This is a genomic window from Neisseria sp. HMSC061H08 (assembly GCF_001836795.1).
GTDB classification, from domain to species: Bacteria; Pseudomonadota; Gammaproteobacteria; order Burkholderiales; family Neisseriaceae; genus Neisseria; species Neisseria subflava_A.
The window spans coordinates 42,964-59,116 of the sequence record NZ_KV830548.1; the positions used below are offsets into that span (position 1 = coordinate 42,964).

Annotated in this window: 15 protein-coding genes; 10 read left to right on the forward strand and 5 right to left on the reverse strand. The window is 45.8% G+C overall.

Annotated elements, in window-relative coordinates:
• Positions 1 to 21: 21 nt before the first annotated feature.
• Positions 22 to 972, forward strand: coding sequence for a D-2-hydroxyacid dehydrogenase (locus tag HMPREF2675_RS00450; RefSeq protein ID WP_070813680.1), 951 nt, complete (start codon positions 22 to 24; stop codon positions 970 to 972).
• Positions 973 to 1,167: 195 nt separating this feature from the next.
• Here the strand turns inward: HMPREF2675_RS00450 and gnd are convergent, their stop codons facing one another.
• Positions 1,168 to 2,616, reverse strand: coding sequence for a decarboxylating NADP(+)-dependent phosphogluconate dehydrogenase (gene gnd, locus HMPREF2675_RS00455; protein ID WP_070813681.1), 1,449 nt, complete (start codon positions 2,614 to 2,616; stop codon positions 1,168 to 1,170).
• Positions 2,617 to 3,098: 482 nt separating this feature from the next.
• On the opposite strand from gnd, the gene ggt reads away from it, so the two are divergent.
• A complete protein-coding gene (gene ggt / locus HMPREF2675_RS00460; RefSeq protein ID WP_070813682.1) occupies positions 3,099 to 4,868 on the forward strand; it encodes a gamma-glutamyltransferase in 1,770 nt (589 codons plus the stop codon).
• A gap of 235 nt (positions 4,869 to 5,103) precedes the next feature.
• Here the strand turns inward: ggt and lpxC are convergent, their stop codons facing one another.
• On the reverse strand, positions 5,104 to 6,018 hold the full coding sequence (gene lpxC / locus HMPREF2675_RS00465; protein WP_036492441.1) for a UDP-3-O-acyl-N-acetylglucosamine deacetylase: 915 nt from the start codon (positions 6,016 to 6,018) through the stop codon (positions 5,104 to 5,106).
• Positions 6,019 to 6,668: 650 nt separating this feature from the next.
• Between lpxC and gap the strand changes: the two genes are divergently transcribed.
• Positions 6,669 to 7,673 carry a type I glyceraldehyde-3-phosphate dehydrogenase gene (gap, locus tag HMPREF2675_RS00470; RefSeq protein ID WP_003747744.1) on the forward strand — a complete coding sequence of 335 codons (1,005 nt, stop codon included), beginning with the start codon at positions 6,669 to 6,671 and terminating at the stop codon, positions 7,671 to 7,673.
• Between the two features lie 95 nt (positions 7,674 to 7,768).
• Here the strand turns inward: gap and tsaA are convergent, their stop codons facing one another.
• Positions 7,769 to 8,443, reverse strand: coding sequence for a tRNA (N6-threonylcarbamoyladenosine(37)-N6)-methyltransferase TrmO (gene tsaA / locus HMPREF2675_RS00475; RefSeq protein ID WP_070813683.1), 675 nt, complete (start codon positions 8,441 to 8,443; stop codon positions 7,769 to 7,771).
• Between the two features lie 170 nt (positions 8,444 to 8,613).
• On the opposite strand from tsaA, the gene HMPREF2675_RS00480 reads away from it, so the two are divergent.
• From HMPREF2675_RS00480 to HMPREF2675_RS00500, 5 genes are all read left to right on the forward strand, one after another.
• Positions 8,614 to 9,249: a nicotinamidase gene (locus HMPREF2675_RS00480; RefSeq protein WP_070813684.1), complete on the forward strand. Its 636-nt coding sequence runs from the start codon at positions 8,614 to 8,616 to the stop codon at positions 9,247 to 9,249.
• A 46-nt stretch (positions 9,250 to 9,295) separates the two neighbouring features.
• Positions 9,296 to 10,264 (forward strand): lipopolysaccharide heptosyltransferase I, encoded by a 969-nt coding sequence (gene waaC, locus HMPREF2675_RS00485; RefSeq protein WP_070813685.1) that lies wholly within the window; start codon positions 9,296 to 9,298, stop codon positions 10,262 to 10,264.
• Positions 10,265 to 10,448: 184 nt separating this feature from the next.
• Positions 10,449 to 11,198, forward strand: coding sequence for an electron transfer flavoprotein subunit beta/FixA family protein (locus HMPREF2675_RS00490; protein WP_003686610.1), 750 nt, complete (start codon positions 10,449 to 10,451; stop codon positions 11,196 to 11,198).
• A gap of 10 nt (positions 11,199 to 11,208) precedes the next feature.
• On the forward strand, positions 11,209 to 12,141 hold the full coding sequence (locus HMPREF2675_RS00495) for an electron transfer flavoprotein subunit alpha/FixB family protein (RefSeq protein WP_070813686.1): 933 nt from the start codon (positions 11,209 to 11,211) through the stop codon (positions 12,139 to 12,141).
• Between the two features lie 61 nt (positions 12,142 to 12,202).
• Positions 12,203 to 12,814 (forward strand): IMPACT family protein, encoded by a 612-nt coding sequence (locus HMPREF2675_RS00500; RefSeq protein WP_049323008.1) that lies wholly within the window; start codon positions 12,203 to 12,205, stop codon positions 12,812 to 12,814.
• Between the two features lie 60 nt (positions 12,815 to 12,874).
• On the opposite strand, the gene HMPREF2675_RS00505 is transcribed toward HMPREF2675_RS00500, so the two are convergent.
• Complete coding sequence (locus tag HMPREF2675_RS00505) at positions 12,875 to 13,180, reverse strand: DUF4298 domain-containing protein (RefSeq protein ID WP_070813687.1); 306 nt, start codon at positions 13,178 to 13,180, stop codon at positions 12,875 to 12,877.
• Between the two features lie 139 nt (positions 13,181 to 13,319).
• Here HMPREF2675_RS00505 and purD point away from each other — a divergent pair, with 139 nt between their 5' ends.
• Entirely contained in the window at positions 13,320 to 14,591 is a 1,272-nt protein-coding gene (gene purD / locus HMPREF2675_RS00510; RefSeq protein WP_070813688.1) for a phosphoribosylamine--glycine ligase, read from the forward strand.
• Between the two features lie 71 nt (positions 14,592 to 14,662).
• Positions 14,663 to 15,232: an L-threonylcarbamoyladenylate synthase gene (locus HMPREF2675_RS00515; protein WP_070813689.1), complete on the forward strand. Its 570-nt coding sequence runs from the start codon at positions 14,663 to 14,665 to the stop codon at positions 15,230 to 15,232.
• A gap of 332 nt (positions 15,233 to 15,564) precedes the next feature.
• Here HMPREF2675_RS00515 and HMPREF2675_RS00520 read toward each other — a convergent pair whose 3' ends face one another.
• Positions 15,565 to 16,005: a surface-adhesin E family protein gene (locus HMPREF2675_RS00520; RefSeq protein WP_049323011.1), complete on the reverse strand. Its 441-nt coding sequence runs from the start codon at positions 16,003 to 16,005 to the stop codon at positions 15,565 to 15,567.
• Positions 16,006 to 16,153 lie beyond the last annotated feature (148 nt).

Genomic DNA, 16,153 nt, shown 5'->3' on the forward strand with positions numbered 1-16,153 from the left:
TTTATTTTTGATAGGAATTTTATGAACCCGCTCCATATTGTCGTCCTCGACCGCGATACCCTCGTCAACCGCCCGTTTGACTTTGATTTTCCACATACATTGAGCAGCTACGGCACAACCGAAGCACACGAAACGCTGGCGCGCATCCGCGGCGCGGACATTGTGATTACCAACAAAGTCGTGATTTCCGCCCAAGCATTTGCCGAAAATCCACAACTCAAGCTGGTTGCCGTTACCGCGACAGGCGTTAACAATGTGGATGTTGAGGCTGCCAAACAAAACGGCACGGCAGTGTGCAATATCCGCGCTTACGGCAATGAATCTGTGGCGGAACACGCGTTTATGATGATGATTACCTTGATGCGCAACCTGCCTGCCTACCAGCGTGACGTTGCGGCAGGCTTGTGGGAAAACTCGCCGTTTTTCTGCCATCTCGGCGTCCCGATGCGCGATTTAAACGGTAAAACGCTGGCGATTTTCGGTCGCGGCAATATCGGTAAAACGCTGGCAACTTATGCACAGGCTTTCAAAATGAATGTCGTGTTTGCCGAACATAAAAATGCCCAAAGCGTCCGCGACGGCTATGTTTCCTTTGACGAAGCCATCCGCTCTGCCGATGTCGTGTCGCTTAATTGCCCGCTCACGCCGCAAACAGCCAACATGATAGGCGAAGCCGAATTGCAGCAAATGAAACCCGGCGCCATCCTCATCAACTGCGGGCGCGGCGGCTTAGTTGATGAAGCCGCTTTGGTTGCGGCGTTGAAATACGGCCAAATCGGCGGTGCAGGTTTTGACGTATTGACACAAGAGCCGCCGCGCGACGGCAACCCTCTGCTGAAAGCCCGACTACCCAACCTCATCGTCACGCCACACATTGCATGGGCAAGCCAAGAGGCCGCCAACCGCCTGTTTGACATCCTTTTGGACAACATCAACCGCTTCGTGGCCGGAAATCCGCAAAATCTGGTTTAATCTATGGAAAACCTGTTGATAAGGTTGTGAACAATTTTAAAGGCCGTCTGAAATATTCAGACGGCCTTTATTAATCTTTATTTATTTCATAAAGTTATCTATCAATCAGGTTAAATCGTTTCATTCTTCATTGTGGATAACCCTATAAAAAGGCCGTCTGAAATACTCAGACGGCCTTTTGTTTGCCTGGGCAAATTAAATATCGTATGTGGTTGAAGCGGTATCGCCACCCTTGCCTGTCCAGTTGGTATGGAAGAACTCGCCGCGCGGTTTGTCGGTACGCTCGTAAGTGTGCGCGCCGAAGTAGTCGCGTTGCGCTTGCAGCAGGTTGGCCGGCAGGCGCGCGGAAGTGTAGCCGTCGAGGAAAGTAATCGCGGAAGCCATGCAGGGCATAGGGATGCCGCATTCGATGGCTTTGGCAACGACTTTGCGCCATGCAGGCAGACAGGTTTCCAACACGCCTTTGAAATAAGGATCGGAACCCAAGAAGACCAAATCAGGATTGGCTTCGTATGCGTCGCGGATGTTGCCCAAGAAGGCGCTGCGGATAATGCAGCCTTCGCGCCACAAGAGGGCGGTGTTGCCGTAGTTCAATGCCCAATCGTTGTTTTCACTGGCTTCACGGATCAGCATAAAGCCTTGTGCGTAGGAAATGATTTTGGATGCCAACAGGGCTTGGCGCAACGCATCCACCCATGCGGCTTTGTCTCCTTCAATCGGGGTAATGGTTTTGCCAAACAGGCTGTTTGCTTGGACGCGTTGGTCTTTAAACGCGGATACGCAACGTGCAAACACGGCTTCGGAAATCAGCGTCAGCGGGATGCCCAAATCGAGGGCATTGATGCCGGTCCATTTGCCTGTGCCTTTTTGACCGGCAGTATCGAGGATTTTTTCAACCAAAGGTTCGCCGTTTTCGTCTTTATAGCCCAAAATCGCGGCGGTGATTTCGATCAGGTAGGAATCCAGTTCGGTTTTGTTCCATTCGTTGAAGATTTGGTGCATTTCGTCATAAGACAGGCCCAAACCGTCTTTCATGAATTGGTACGCTTCACAAATCAACTGCATGTCGCCGTATTCGATGCCGTTGTGCACCATTTTGACGAAATGGCCCGCACCGTCGCGGCCAACCCAGTCGCAGCAAGGCTCGCCTTGAGGCGTTTTGGCAGAAATGGCTTGGAAAATCGGCTTAACGGCAGGCCATGCGGCTTCGTCGCCGCCGGGCATGATGGACGGGCCGTGACGCGCGCCTTCTTCGCCGCCGGAAACGCCCGCGCCGATAAAGCGGATGCCTTTTGCGGCCAGCTCGTGTGTACGGCGGGTGGAATCAGGATAGTTGGCATTGCCGCCGTCAATAATGATGTCGCCTTCGTCCAAAAGCGGAACGAGTTGCTCGATAAAGTCGTCAACAACAGAACCAGCGCGTACCATCATCATGATTTTGCGCGGTTTTTCTAATTTATCAACCAAATCTTGCAGTGAATATGCGCCGATAATATTGGTATTTTTGGCTGCGCCGTTTAAAAAATCATCTACTTTGCTGGTCGTACGGTTGTATGCGACAACTTTAAAGCCGTTGTCGTTCATGTTGAGAATCAGGTTTTGCCCCATTACGGCAAGGCCGATTACGCCAATGTCGCCTTTCATTTCGTGAAACTCCGTTATTGATTAATTTTATCAAGCGTAACTCTAGCTGATTTACACGTTTTTAACAATCCTTAACTTTTTAATTTTTTGAAAAGATGCCTTTACGTTTCAGACGGCCTTTGCTTTTGGGAAAACAAACTATAAATAAGATTTTAAATAATAAATAGAAGATGATATTGAGTGCTGCCACAGATTGTTGATAACTTTGATTAAAACAATTTTTCAAATACTTAGCTGATATTTCTTGATGAGGATAAAGTACAGTCAGCCTTGTTTGCATATGTGGATAAAAATTTTCTGCCGCTTCATTCTGTGAATAACTTTTGCCTGTGCACAATCTTAGCTTGTTTTATACTTCTCCAATCGGAACTGATTGAGTAGGGAAATAGTCAAATGGTTTTTTATTTCTGAATATTTTCATATTTCCTCTTGTTCAAGTTGGGAAAAGGCCGTCTGAAAATATTTAAATTTATGGAGTGAATATGAAATTTTCCTTTGGTATTAAATTGTTATCTGTTTTGATATTGGCTGCTTGTGCGCAACAGCCGGCTCTAAAACCTCAAGTTGCCCTGCCCTCTGTATCTGTGGATAACCATGCGCCGGAACAAGGGACGGGGCTGACTGAGCAGAAGTTAATCCGCGCCAAGCATTATATGGCGGCGTCTGCCAATCCGTTGGCAACCGAGGCGGGATACGAGGTTTTGAAACGCGGCGGCAGCGCGATAGATGCGATGATTGCCATGCAGACAACTTTGGGACTGGTTGAGCCGCAGTCTTCCGGATTGGGCGGCGGTGCGTTTTTGGTGTATTGGGACAATAAGGCGAAAAAGCTGACGACGTTTGATGCCCGTGAAACAGCGCCGAAAGCGGCAACACCGGAACTTTTCTTGGACGAAAACGGCAAACCGATGGGCTTTATGAAAGCGGTGGTCGGCGGCCGTTCGGTCGGTGTGCCGGGGATTCCGAAGCTGTTGGAAGATGTCCACAAGCGTTACGGCAAATTACCGTGGGCAAGTTTGTTTGAGAAACCGATTACTTTGGCGGAACAAGGTTTTGCCGTTTCTCCGCGTATGGCGAAATCCATCGAGCAAAATTTGGAACCTTTGCAACGTTATCCGCAAACCGCCGCCTATTTCCTACCTGACGGCAAACCTTTGGCTGCGGGAACAGTTTTGAAAAACCCTGAATTTGCGCGTTCCGTACGCCTGTTGGCGGAAAAAGGCAGCGCACCGTTTTATCAGGGGGTGCAGGCACAGAATATTGTTCGTGCCGTTACCGGCGCTGTGGATAATCCCGGCAAAATCAGCATGGCGGATTTGAAAAACTACCGCGTTATCGAGCGCGAACCGGTTTGCGCGCCGTATCGTGAATACGAAGTCTGCGGCATGGGCGCGCCAAGTTCGGGCGCGATTGCTTTGGGTGAGATTTTGGGCGTATTGCAGAATCAGGATATGAAGGCGTTAGGTGCGGAAAATATCCACAGTTGGCGCTGGATAGGCGATGCGTCGCGGATTGCTTTTGCCGACCGCGATTATTATGTCGGTGATCCCAAGTTCGTGAACGTCCCGACCCGCGCCCTGATTTCTCAGGCTTACCTGAAACCGCGCGCCGAAGAAATCCGTAAAGCTGACAAGGCATTGGAAAATATTCAGGCGGGCAAGTTCGGCAAGGCATACGCGCAGGGCATGGCGGTCGAGCTGCCATCCACCAGCCATTTGGTGGTTGTGGATAAAGACGGCAACGTCGTATCGATGACGACTTCGATTGAAAATGCGTTCGGCTCAGGGCTGATGGCAAACGGTTATCTGCTCAACAATGAATTGACCGATTTCGCTTTCAATCCTGTCGGCGCGGACGGTAAAACGGTGGCCAACAGCGTGGCTGGCGGCAAGCGGCCGCGTTCTTCAATGGCGCCAACCATTGTAATGAAAGACGGCAAGCCTTATCTGGCAGTCGGTTCGCCCGGCGGCAGCCGCATTATCGGTTTCGTTGCCAAAACGCTGGTGGCGCATATCGATTGGGGCATGGACATTCAGACGGCAATCTCCCTACCGAATATGCTCAACCGCGGCAGCCAGTATGAAATCGAGGATAAAACTGCAGCGGCGGACAAAGCGTCAGCATTGGAAAAACTGGGCTACAAAGTCCAAATCCGCGATTTGAATTCTGGCGTACAAGGCATTGTGATCGGCAAAGACGGTTTGCTCGGTGGCGCCGACCCGCGCCGCGAAGGCAAGGTTATGGGCGATTGATATTGTCGGTTTGACATGAAAAAGGCCGTCTGAAACCAAGTTCAGACGGCCTTTTTAGTTTGGGAAAATATATGGATAAGATGTGTATAAGAATAACGTTAAATTTTAATATTTTTATTTTTCAATAAGATAAAAAGAATGAATATGTGGATAATTAATTGTGGAAAATGACATGATTAAGGCCGTCTGAACCTTTCAGACGGCCTTCTCATTGGACTGCTTTATCTATTTTTTATCAGGCTGCCGGCAACTCGTGAAAAGCGGTGGGCAATTCTTCGTCATCGGCAAACTCAACCCATTCGTAAGCCGTTTCGTCTGCCAAAACGGCACGCAACAGCGCATTATTGATGGCATGACCTGATTTGTAACCTTCAAATGCGCCAATAATCGGATGGCCGACAATGTACAAATCGCCAATTGCATCCAGGATTTTGTGGCGGACAAATTCATCGGGATAGCGCAAACCTTCCGGATTCAAAACGTCCATGTCGTCAATCACGATAGCGTTGTTCAAATTGCCGCCCAGTCCGAGATTATGGGCGCGCATCATTTCCACTTCGTGCATAAAGCCGAAGGTACGGGCGCGGGCAATTTCATCGATATAGGATTTTCCTGCAAAATCAATCTCAAAAGTAGGTGCGCTGCGATTGAATACAGGATGGTCGAATTCGATGGTTAAAGTAACTTTAAAGCCGTCGTAAGGCGTAAAGCGCACCCATTTTCCGGTTTCTTTGATTTCAATGGGTTTGAGGATTTTTAAAAAACGTTTTTGGGCTTTTTGATCGACAACGCCTGCATCTTGTAAAAGGTAAATAAACGGCAGGCTGGAGCCGTCCATAATCGGGATTTCGGGTGCGTTCAATTCAATCAAGGCATTGTCGATGCCGTAGGCAGACAGAGCCGACATAATGTGTTCAATCGTACCGATGCGCACGCCTTTATCGGTAACAATGGTTGAAGAGAGGCGGGTATCGTTGATCAAATAAGGATTCAATTGGATGACTTCGCCCATTTCTCCACTCAAATCAGTACGGCGGAACGAAATACCGCTGTTTTCTTCGGCAGGATGCAAAGTTAGAGCGACCCTTTCGCCCGAATGCAGGCCAACGCCGGTAACGCTTACTGATTTGGCTAAAGTCCGTTGCAGCATAATTGCTTCCTTTTAAAAAGTCTGATGGGCAAATGATACGTTAAAAAGGAAAAAACAAGCCATCATTTTTAATAGTATTTGCCAATATGGATGTTTTGCGGAGGTGAAATTCAATGTTTAAATTATCCACAATAGCATGTGAAATTGAAGTGGGTAATTTGGTTTTTATCCACAGATAAATAGGGAAACTAAGATTCTATCCTTTTTTATTCCGGCATTCAGTTGAGGTTGGCCTCAAAGATAAAAAGTGATTATTGGATTGGTTTTAAAGAAAAATCTTCTGTTATCCACAAAGGATTAGGACCATCATCAAAGTCATCGTTTTAAAAACTTAAATAATATGATTTGAAGAAAAGACTGAGTTATCAGCATAAAAACGGCAAAATACAGAAAAATAGAACTAAATTTATGAAAATCATAAACTTATAAAAAAAATAAGATAAAAAAATGAAATTTATGAAATAAAATACCAAAAAACAGGACTGTTTAGACAAATTCGATATTTTCCTACAATCAAGAATTTCACGTTTTGTTTATTTAAATCAAACATTTTAAAAGTAATTCCATGTAATTCTAGAAAGTAATTTTATTTCAGGATACAATGGCCTCACTGAGAAATTTTTCCCATTCCATCTAATAGGAGTAGCAAAATGAGTATTAAAGTAGCGATTAATGGTTTTGGCCGTATCGGTCGTCTGGCATTGCGTCAAATTGAAAAAGCCCAAGGTATCGAAGTCGTTGCTGTTAACGACTTGACTCCTGCCGATATGTTGCTGCACCTCTTCAAATACGACAGTACCCAAGGCCGCTTTGAAGGCTCTGCCGAATTGAAAGACGACGCTATTGTTGTTAACGGCAAAGAAATCAAAGTATTTGCCAATCCTAATCCTGAAGAATTGCCTTGGGGCGAGCTGGGTGTGGACGTCGTCCTCGAATGTACAGGTTTCTTTACCAATAAAACCAAAGCGGAAGCCCATATCCGTGCCGGTGCGCGCAAAGTTGTGATTTCTGCCCCTGGCGGTAATGATGTAAAAACCGTTGTATACGGCGTAAACCAAGATATTTTGGATGGCAGCGAAACTGTTATCTCCGCCGCTTCTTGTACGACTAACTGTCTGGCCCCTATGGCTGCAGTATTGCAAAAAGAATTCGGTATTGTTGAAGGCCTGATGACCACCATCCACGCCTATACCGGCGACCAAAACACTCTTGACGCGCCACACCGCAAAGGCGACTTCCGCCGCGCCCGTGCCGCTGCCTTGAATATCGTACCGAACAGCACCGGTGCCGCTAAAGCCATCGGCTTGGTTATCCCTGAATTGAACGGTAAACTTGATGGTTCTGCCCAACGCGTTCCCGTTGCTACCGGCTCTTTGACTGAACTGGTTTCTGTTCTGGAGCGTCCTGTGACCAAAGAAGAAATCAATGCTGCGATGAAAGCTGCCGCCAGCGAGTCTTACGGCTACACTGAAGATCAAATCGTTTCTTCCGACGTCATCGGTATTGAATACGGCTCACTCTTCGATGCTACTCAAACTCGCGTGATGACCGTAGGCGACAAACAATTAGTGAAAACTGTTGCTTGGTACGACAATGAAATGTCTTACACTTGCCAATTGGTTCGTACCTTGGAATTCTTTGCCAGCAAAATCTAAAGGATAACAGGCTGAATCAATCAGTCTGTGGATAACTCAAAGGCCGTCTGAACATTTCAGACGGCCTTTCGTTTGTAGAAAATTTCAATCTGCAATCAGATTGTGGATAGTTTAATCACTGTGGCACATTTGTTTTCTATCCTAAACTGCACTTCATAATCCGCAATATTCATTACATAAATCCGTTCGGGAATATCTTGGTAAGCAGGACGGGGATCTTGGGCAATGCTTTGCTCAATAAGATGTTTTTCTTCTGTGGATAAATGTTCCGCAAGCGTACTTTCTGCCCAGACTACACTCAATTCTTCAGGTTTGCCGCTGACAAAGCCCGATGATGCGTCAGGTTTGGATTCGACAAACGGGATGTAGGGTTTGATATCCACTACCGGAGTACCGTCCAACAGGTCTGCGCCGCTGCAATAAATGCGGACAGGTTTGCCTGTTTCGATGCGTTCGAGTTTCAGCAGGGATAAACCGAGATGATTGGGGCGGTGCGGGCTACGCGTGGCAAATACGCCCATTTTTTGTTTGCCTCCAAGCCGTGGCGGACGCACCATTTGTGCCCAACCTTCATCCAATACACCGTGGAAAATAAAACTTATCCACACATAGTCGAAATCCTCCAAGCCCCGAACGCTGTCTGCGGTAAATTCAGGAGAGAGTTCAATGCAAATTTCTGCCGCAGGAACCAAGCCGGGTTGGCGGGCAATGCCGAATTTTTGCTTGTAGGGGGAATGAACGGTTGCAATAGGCGTAATCGAATAGGACATAATTTGTGGATAAATATACTGTGCGAATTGTCATCATATCACAGATGTTTTCCCACATTTTGCAGTCGTAATTTGTTATAATACAAAGCATTTATTCCAAATGTCCGAACATTGGCAATAAATGCAAAATTTAAATTATTTAAAATAAAATCAATAGGTTATATTAATCCATGATTGTTTCTATCGATGTAGATGCACAAAAAACGTTTACGCCTTTGTGCCCGAAAGAATTGCCTGTTGCCGAAGGTCATCTGATTGCGGATGAACTCAATGCCCAAGCTGCATTGGCGGATTTGCGCGTGATGACGAAAGATGCGCATCATGCCGCGGCAAAATGGCTTGTGGATAATCCTGTTGATATGTTGAAGCCGACAGGTTTACCCGATGCGGATTTGACTTGGGTGGCGCATGCGATGGTTGGAACATATGGCTATGAATTGTTGGATGGCCTGCCTTCAGCCAAAGAATACGATTATTGCGTTTGGAAAGGCGTTGATCCTGAATTACATCCTTACGGCGCATGTTTTCACGATATTGAAGAAAAGCTCAGTACAGGTTTGATCGAATGGTTGCGCTGTCAAAATGCAGATACAGTTATTGTCGGCGGTTTGGCAACGGATTATTGTGTGAAGACAACAGTTTTACAGTTGCTTAAAGGCGGGGCTTGGAAAGTCATCGTCAATCAGGCGGCTTGTCGCGGTATTGCTCCGGAAACGGTTGAATCCGCATGGCAGGAAATGCGTTCCGCTGGAGCTATTATTTTAGAAAACGCCGAAGAAATAAAAAAATACATTAATAATCAATAAAATATATTTTAAATCCTATTGTTTCACGTGAAACATCTTTCAAAATATGAAGATTTTACTTGTCCGCTTGTCCAGTATGGGCGATTTAATTCATACGTTGCCTGCAGTTGAAGATTTGGCGCGACAATGTCCTGAGGTAGAGCTCCATTGGCTGTGTGAGGCAGGGTTTGCAGATATTGCCCGCTTACATCCTTTTGTCAAAAAAGTTCATGTAATGAAATGGCGGCAATGGCGCAAGCACCTTTTTCAGGCTGAAACGTGGCGCGAAATAGGTCATCTGAAAACGGATTTACAGGCTGAATCTTTTGATTTTGTTTTAGATAGTCAAGGACTGATTAAAAGCGCATGTTTTGCCAAAATGGCGAAATCCCCTATTTACGGTTTGGATAAACACAGCGCGCGTGAAAGTTTGGCTGCTCTTGCGTACAGCAAAACGTTTGCCGTGCCAAAAGGTAAAAATGCGGTCTGGCGAAACCGTGAATTATTCGCCCAAGTTTTTGGTTATACAATGCCTGAAACGCAGGTGTTTGGTTTGTCGGTTCCTGAATCAGGCCGTCTGAAAAATGTGCAATCTCCCTATTATGTTGCTTTGCATGCAACCAGTCGCGATAGTAAATTATGGCCGGTAGAACACTGGCATGCATTATTGAAGAAGTTGAATGAAAAACAACGATGCACCGTATATCTGCCGTGGGGAAATGAAACCGAAAAAATGCGTGCCGAACAGATTGCAAGCGATTTACCGTTTGCTTTCGTCTGCGACAAAATGAATTTATTACAGGCTGCATTTTTATTGAAAAACGCAGAAGGTATTATTGGCGTAGATACCGGACTACTGCATCTTGCCAATGCGTTGGAAAAGCCTGTTGTAGGAATTTATACGGATACAGATCCGGCTAAGACCGGCGTTCAAGTTTCGGCTTATGCGAAAAATTTAGGCGGTATTGCTCAAATTCCCAATGTTGACGAGGTTTACCAAACCTTAATGGATTGTGTTGCAGTATACGGTAAATAATTGCTGGAGAGTTAGATTTATTTTCTGAGTAAATGCTTTAGAAATGATATAATTCCGCTCTATTTGCCAAGATTTATATAAATTTGGTTTTGTCATGTTGGTGAAAACCGAATTGGATTTTATATAAAGAATGTATCAAAAGCAGTATACTTGATTTGATGGACATTCTTTTTAGGAGAATTGAATGAAAGCACTGGTCGCAGTAAAGCGCGTAGTGGACTACAACGTCAAAGTTCGTGTGAAAGCCGATGGTTCCGATGTGGATATCGGTAATGTCAAAATGTCGATGAACCCGTTTGATGAAATCGCGGTAGAAGAAGCTGTCCGTTTGAAAGAAGCCGGAAAAGTAAGCGAGATTGTTGCTGTCTCTCTTGGCGAGAAAAAATGCGAAGAGACGTTGCGTACAGCTTTGGCGATGGGTGCCGACCGTGCGGTTCATGTTGAGACTGATGCGAAGTTGGAGCCTTTGGCCGTTGCGAAATTGCTGAAAGCTGTTGCGGATAAAGAAAATCCGCAAATTTTACTGCTAGGTAAACAGGCAATTGACGATGACGCCAACCAAGTTGCCCAAATGCTGGCTGCGTTGTTGAATGCGGCTCAAGGTACTTTTGCATCAAAAGTGCAAATTGAAGGCGAAGAAGCATTGGTAACCCGTGAAATTGACGGCGGCGAAGAAACTGTTGCGTTGAAGCTGCCTGCGGTGATCAGTGCGGATTTGCGTTTGAACGAACCACGCTTTGTCAAACTTCCTAATATCATGGCGGCAAAGAAAAAACCTTTGGAAAAATTAAGTCCTGCCGATTTGGCTGTGGATATTTCTCCGCGTTTAAATACCGTGAAATTTGCCGAACCTAAAGCACGTCAAGCCGGTGTGAAAGTGGCTGATGTTGCCGAATTGGTTGAAAAGCTGAAAAACGAAGCCAAAGTGATCTAAGGAGTATGAAATGAGCGTATTGATTATTGCAGAACATAATAACCAACATTTGAATCCTGCCACTTTGCATGCGGTAACGGCTGCCACTCAATTGGGTAATGTAGATTTATTGATTGCCGGCAGTAATACTGCTGCAGTCGTTGAAGAGGCAAAACAGGTTGCAGGTGTAGCGAAAGTTTTAGCAGCTGATGCGCCCTATTACGCTGAAGGTTTGGCAGAAGAATTGGCGCCTTTGGTTGTTAAACTGGCTGCGGATTACCGCTATGTGGCTGCGACTGCAACTGCGTTTGGCAAAAATCTTCTGCCTCGAGTAGCAGCCTTGTTGGATGTACCACAAGTTTCGGATTTAACCGAAGTTGTGGATAACTCGACATTTGTCCGTCCGATTTATGCCGGTAATGCGTTTGAAACTGTTCAATCCAATTCTGAAAAACTGGTGCTGACTTTCCGTGCGACAGCATTTGATGCTGCCGGACAAGGCGGTAATGCAGAAGTGGTCAATGTTGAAGCAACGCCTGCTCAAAACCTGAGCCGTTTCGTAAACCGTCAACTTTCCCAATCTGACCGTCCTGAATTGACTCAGGCAAAAGTGATTGTTTCCGGTGGTCGTGCATTGGGTAGTGCTGAAAAATTCAATGAAGTGTTGACTCCTTTGGCAGATGCTTTGGGTGCGGCGATTGGTGCGTCCCGTGCGGCAGTGGATGCCGAGTATGCGCCAAACGATGCCCAAGTCGGACAAACCGGTAAAGTGGTTGCGCCGCAACTGTACTTCGCTATCGGTATTTCCGGTGCTATCCAACACGTTGCCGGTATGCAAGACAGTAAAGTAATTGTTGCCATCAACAAAGATGCTGACGCGCCGATTTTCAATGTAGCAGATTACGGCTTGGTTGGTGATTTGTTTGAAGTTGTGCCTCAACTGACAGAAGCACTGAAAAACTAATGTTTCACGTGAAACGTTCAGACGGCCTTTTATAACAAAGGCCGTCTGAAAATATTTCGGCATGATTACGACCTATAAAACCATTACCACACCGACACAGGCTGAATTTAAAGATAAAGGCAGCCGCTTCATCGCATATGCCTATCCAATCCGCACTTTGGCCGATGTGAAGAAATATCTCGACCCATTAAAGGAAGAGCATCACAAGGCGCGACATTGGTGTTACGCCTATCGATTGGGTGTGGATGGAATGCAGTTTCGCGCAAACGATGATGGAGAACCGTCCGGGAGCGCAGGCCGCCCTATTCTGGGGCAGATTGATTCTGTCGGCGTAACGGATGTATTGGTTGTGGTTGTGCGTTATTTTGGCGGTACGCTATTGGGTGTTCCCGGTTTGATTCATGCCTATAAGGAATCAACGGCTCAGGCACTAGCGATAGCTGAAGTTGTTGAAAAGAATGTTGAAAAAACGGTTTGGTTGAAATGTGAATATCCTGTTTTGAATGAGGCGATACGGATTGCCAAACAATATCAGGCCGATATTGTGGAACAGGATTTGCAGCTGGATTGTAAGTTGACAGTAAAAATAGCGTTGGCCGATTATGAAGCCTGTATTGCCGCCTGGAAAAATACGCGCCAAATTGAAGTAAATACTGAGAAGCCGTTTGAATAAAAGGTCGTCTGAACATATTTGATCAATCAAAAGTTTCAGACGGCCTTTGATGTTTTAGCCTTAGTATCTGTCTAAAGCATTTACGCTTGAGCGCAAGTGTTCCCAAGCCAGTTGATGAAATTCTCCCAGTGCGTTCCATAGGGCATCTTCGCTCATGATGCTGTATTCGCCCTGTGTTCGCAAATCAACATCTGCCCCTTCTTCAATGGCTTGATAGCATGCTTGGTATTCGTTAGTATAGAAGTCATCCATGTCTTGCATGAGGCTTGCAGCATGTTTCCAGCGGGCGATATCTGCTTCCAGTTGCGGAAGTAATTCGCACCATTCGCGGTATTTACTTTGAATTTCGTCAATACGTTTTTGCATGATTTTCCTTTCGTTGTTTGAAATTAGAGTATGGTTGTCTTGGTGCAATATTATTCTTAATTTGAAACAGCTATGCAAGATGGAACAATATTCCATCGATTGAATTTTATTTACAACATCTATTCTTCAAGGAGACGGTATGAAATTGCTCGTTATTGGTAATGGTGGACGTGAACACGCACTGGCTTGGAAATTGGCGCAGTCGTCTAAAGTAGAAACTGTCTTTGTTGCACCTGGTAATGCCGGAACGGCAATTGAGCCTAAACTGCAGAATATCGCATTAACGGCGCATCAAGATTTGATTGATTTTTGCCGTAATGAAAATATCGCTTTTACCGTAGTCGGCCCTGAAGCACCTTTGGCTGCGGGTGTGGTGAATGACTTCCGTGCTGCCGGATTGAAGATTTTTGGCCCGACTCAATACGCGGCCCAGCTGGAGAGCTCAAAGGATTTTGCTAAAGCGTTTATGGCAAAATATAAGATTCCAACCGCGCAATACCAAACTTTTGAAAATGCCGATGAGGCACATAATTACGTCAACCAAAAAGGTGCGCGGATTGTTATTAAAGCGGATGGTTTGGCTGCCGGTAAAGGCGTGATTGTCGCCATGACTTTGGATGAAGCACATGCCGCTATTGACGATATGTTGTTGGGCAATAAAATGGGCAATGCAGGCGCGCGTGTCGTGATTGAAGATTTCCTGCAAGGCGAGGAAGCGAGCTTTATTGTTATGGTGGATGGCAATCATGTTTTGCCGATGGCGACCAGTCAAGACCATAAACGCCTATTGGATGACGACAAAGGCCCTAATACCGGCGGTATGGGCGCATACAGCCCTGCTCCGGTGGTAACGCCTGATGTGTACGAGCGCGCGATGAATGAAATTATTTTGCCGACTGTGGCAGGTATGAAAGCAGAAGGTCATGAGTTTACCGGCTTTTTATACGCGGGCTTGATGATTGATAAAAGCGGTGCGCCTTATACCATTGAATTTAACTGCCGTTTCGGCGATCCTGAGACCCAGCCGATTATGAGCCGTTTGGATAGCGATTTGGTGGATTTGGTTGAAGCGGCAATCGACGGCAAACTGGATAGTGTTGCTGCCGAATGGAATCCGCAGACTGCCGTAGGCGTGGTGTTGGCCGCACAAAACTATCCTGACTCTCCGAAAAAAGGCGATGTGATTTTTGGCTTGGATAAAGCCAATCAAATCGGTAAAGTTTTCCATGCCGGTACTGCAACGAATGAAAAAGGCGAAGTTGTAACTAACGGCGGCCGTGTATTGTGTGTCGTCGGTTTGGGCGATGATGTTGCACAGGCTAAGAGCAAGGCTTATGAGGCATTGGAAACCATCCGTTTTGACGGTATGCAATACCGTAAAGACATTGCCGATAAAGCCATCAACCGTTAATAATGAATAGAAATAGGCCGTCTGAACACAGATTGTCCGACAATCGCAGTTTCAGACGGCCTTGGTATATGATGATGTTCCCCAGAATTTTATCGGCTGCAGCCCAACGCAGGTTGCAGGCGCATCTTAAAAAAGGCGGTTTGGTCGCCTATCCCACCGAGTCTTGCTATGGCTTGGGCTGTGTCCCTACTTTGCCTAAAGCACTCAACCAACTGATTCATCTGAAAAAACGACCGCAACACAAAGGCATGATTGTCATTGGCCATAGCTTGGAACAGTTGCAATCTTTGCTGCAAAGGCCGTCTGAAAATATCAAAACCATGCTGCATGAAGCATGGCCGGCTCCGAAAACTTTTTTATTGTCGGCCGGCAAAAAAGTATTGCCCTCGTTGCGGGGAAAAGGACGCAGTAAATTGGCTGTCAGGATTCCGGCACACGTAGGCGCAAGGCGTTTGTGTCAGGTTTTGGAAATGCCTTTAGTCTCTACTTCATGCAATCGTGCAGGCAAACGGGCGTGCAAAACGGAAAGAGAAGTCAGAAGACAGTTTGGCAGGAAAGTATGGGTTGTAGGCGGATTGATAGGTAAGCAGAAAACGCCTAGTCAGATTATTGACGGAGAAACAGGGGCAAGGCTACGTTAAAGAAGGGTTGTATCATCAAAGGAAATATTCATTTGGAGAAACCAATTTTTTTCCAAAAGATTGGAATACCTATGTGAAAAGCATTTAGTGCAGATCCAGTTTGATGCATAGCAGTCTAGAGGATAAAGCAGTATTTTGTGAAAGAATGAAGCAAATTTTGAGCGTAAATGAATCGCTGTAATAAATTATTTTTGAATAAACAAATTTTGTGGATAAATTTGAAGATAAATTTCCATCAAAACATAAAAAGGCCGTCTGAAACTTGATATTCAAAGCATTCAGACGGCCTTTTAAATATTTAAACTGTGGATAACTTTGTGAATAAATGTGGATTAAAGCTTATGTCCGCACACCGTTTCGTATTGTTTTTCAGTAATCGTGCCGCTCATGACGCTCATTGGGCGGATGCTGGTCGGCGTATAGCTTTGGTTGGAAATTACCCGGCCGTGTTCGTCCATCAGTTGCAGCGCTGCCAGGCGATAGGTTTTGTTTGAGCAATGAATTTCCCAGCTGCCGATGGCCGTTTTATAAGCCGGCGTATTGACGAAACGCTCCTCTTTCAGTTTGGAAACGGTTTTTTTATCGCGGAAAGTAACCAGCGCGCCATTTCTTTTAATGCTGCTTTTATCAATGGCTACTTTGATATTGCCTTCAGAGATGGTGCCGATGTTGGTCCAGCTGCCACCGCCGCTCGATGTGGTGGTTGTTTCACAGGCACTCAACATCAAAGCCGCAAATACGGTTGCAGCTAGGGAAAAACGTTTGATATTCATAAAACCTCATTATTTACAGAAAGTCAGCCGATATTATCCGTGAAGATGGCATATATCGTAAATCGATTTTGCAAAGTTGAACCTCTGAAAAGAAATTTATGAAAAATACGCCGAAAAGGCCGAGACCTTTGCAAAATTCCCCAAAATC

What these genes read in the sequence shown, in the direction of transcription:
- HMPREF2675_RS00490 (WP_003686610.1), top strand. Translation starts at nt 10,449, where the DNA reads ATGAAAGCACTGGTCGCAGTAAAGCGCGTAGTGGACTACAACGTCAAA.
- HMPREF2675_RS00515 (WP_070813689.1), top strand. Translation starts at nt 14,663, where the DNA reads ATGATGTTCCCCAGAATTTTATCGGCTGCAGCCCAACGCAGGTTGCAG.
- gap (WP_003747744.1), top strand. Translation starts at nt 6,669, where the DNA reads ATGAGTATTAAAGTAGCGATTAATGGTTTTGGCCGTATCGGTCGTCTG.
- lpxC (WP_036492441.1), bottom strand. Translation starts at nt 6,018, where the DNA reads ATGCTGCAACGGACTTTAGCCAAATCAGTAAGCGTTACCGGCGTTGGC.
- HMPREF2675_RS00450 (WP_070813680.1), top strand. Translation starts at nt 22, where the DNA reads ATGAACCCGCTCCATATTGTCGTCCTCGACCGCGATACCCTCGTCAAC.
- tsaA (WP_070813683.1), bottom strand. Translation starts at nt 8,443, where the DNA reads ATGTCCTATTCGATTACGCCTATTGCAACCGTTCATTCCCCCTACAAG.
- waaC (WP_070813685.1), top strand. Translation starts at nt 9,296, where the DNA reads ATGAAGATTTTACTTGTCCGCTTGTCCAGTATGGGCGATTTAATTCAT.
- HMPREF2675_RS00480 (WP_070813684.1), top strand. Translation starts at nt 8,614, where the DNA reads ATGATTGTTTCTATCGATGTAGATGCACAAAAAACGTTTACGCCTTTG.
- HMPREF2675_RS00500 (WP_049323008.1), top strand. Translation starts at nt 12,203, where the DNA reads ATGATTACGACCTATAAAACCATTACCACACCGACACAGGCTGAATTT.
- ggt (WP_070813682.1), top strand. Translation starts at nt 3,099, where the DNA reads ATGAAATTTTCCTTTGGTATTAAATTGTTATCTGTTTTGATATTGGCT.
- purD (WP_070813688.1), top strand. Translation starts at nt 13,320, where the DNA reads ATGAAATTGCTCGTTATTGGTAATGGTGGACGTGAACACGCACTGGCT.
- HMPREF2675_RS00495 (WP_070813686.1), top strand. Translation starts at nt 11,209, where the DNA reads ATGAGCGTATTGATTATTGCAGAACATAATAACCAACATTTGAATCCT.
- HMPREF2675_RS00505 (WP_070813687.1), bottom strand. Translation starts at nt 13,180, where the DNA reads ATGCAAAAACGTATTGACGAAATTCAAAGTAAATACCGCGAATGGTGC.
- HMPREF2675_RS00520 (WP_049323011.1), bottom strand. Translation starts at nt 16,005, where the DNA reads ATGAATATCAAACGTTTTTCCCTAGCTGCAACCGTATTTGCGGCTTTG.
- gnd (WP_070813681.1), bottom strand. Translation starts at nt 2,616, where the DNA reads ATGAAAGGCGACATTGGCGTAATCGGCCTTGCCGTAATGGGGCAAAAC.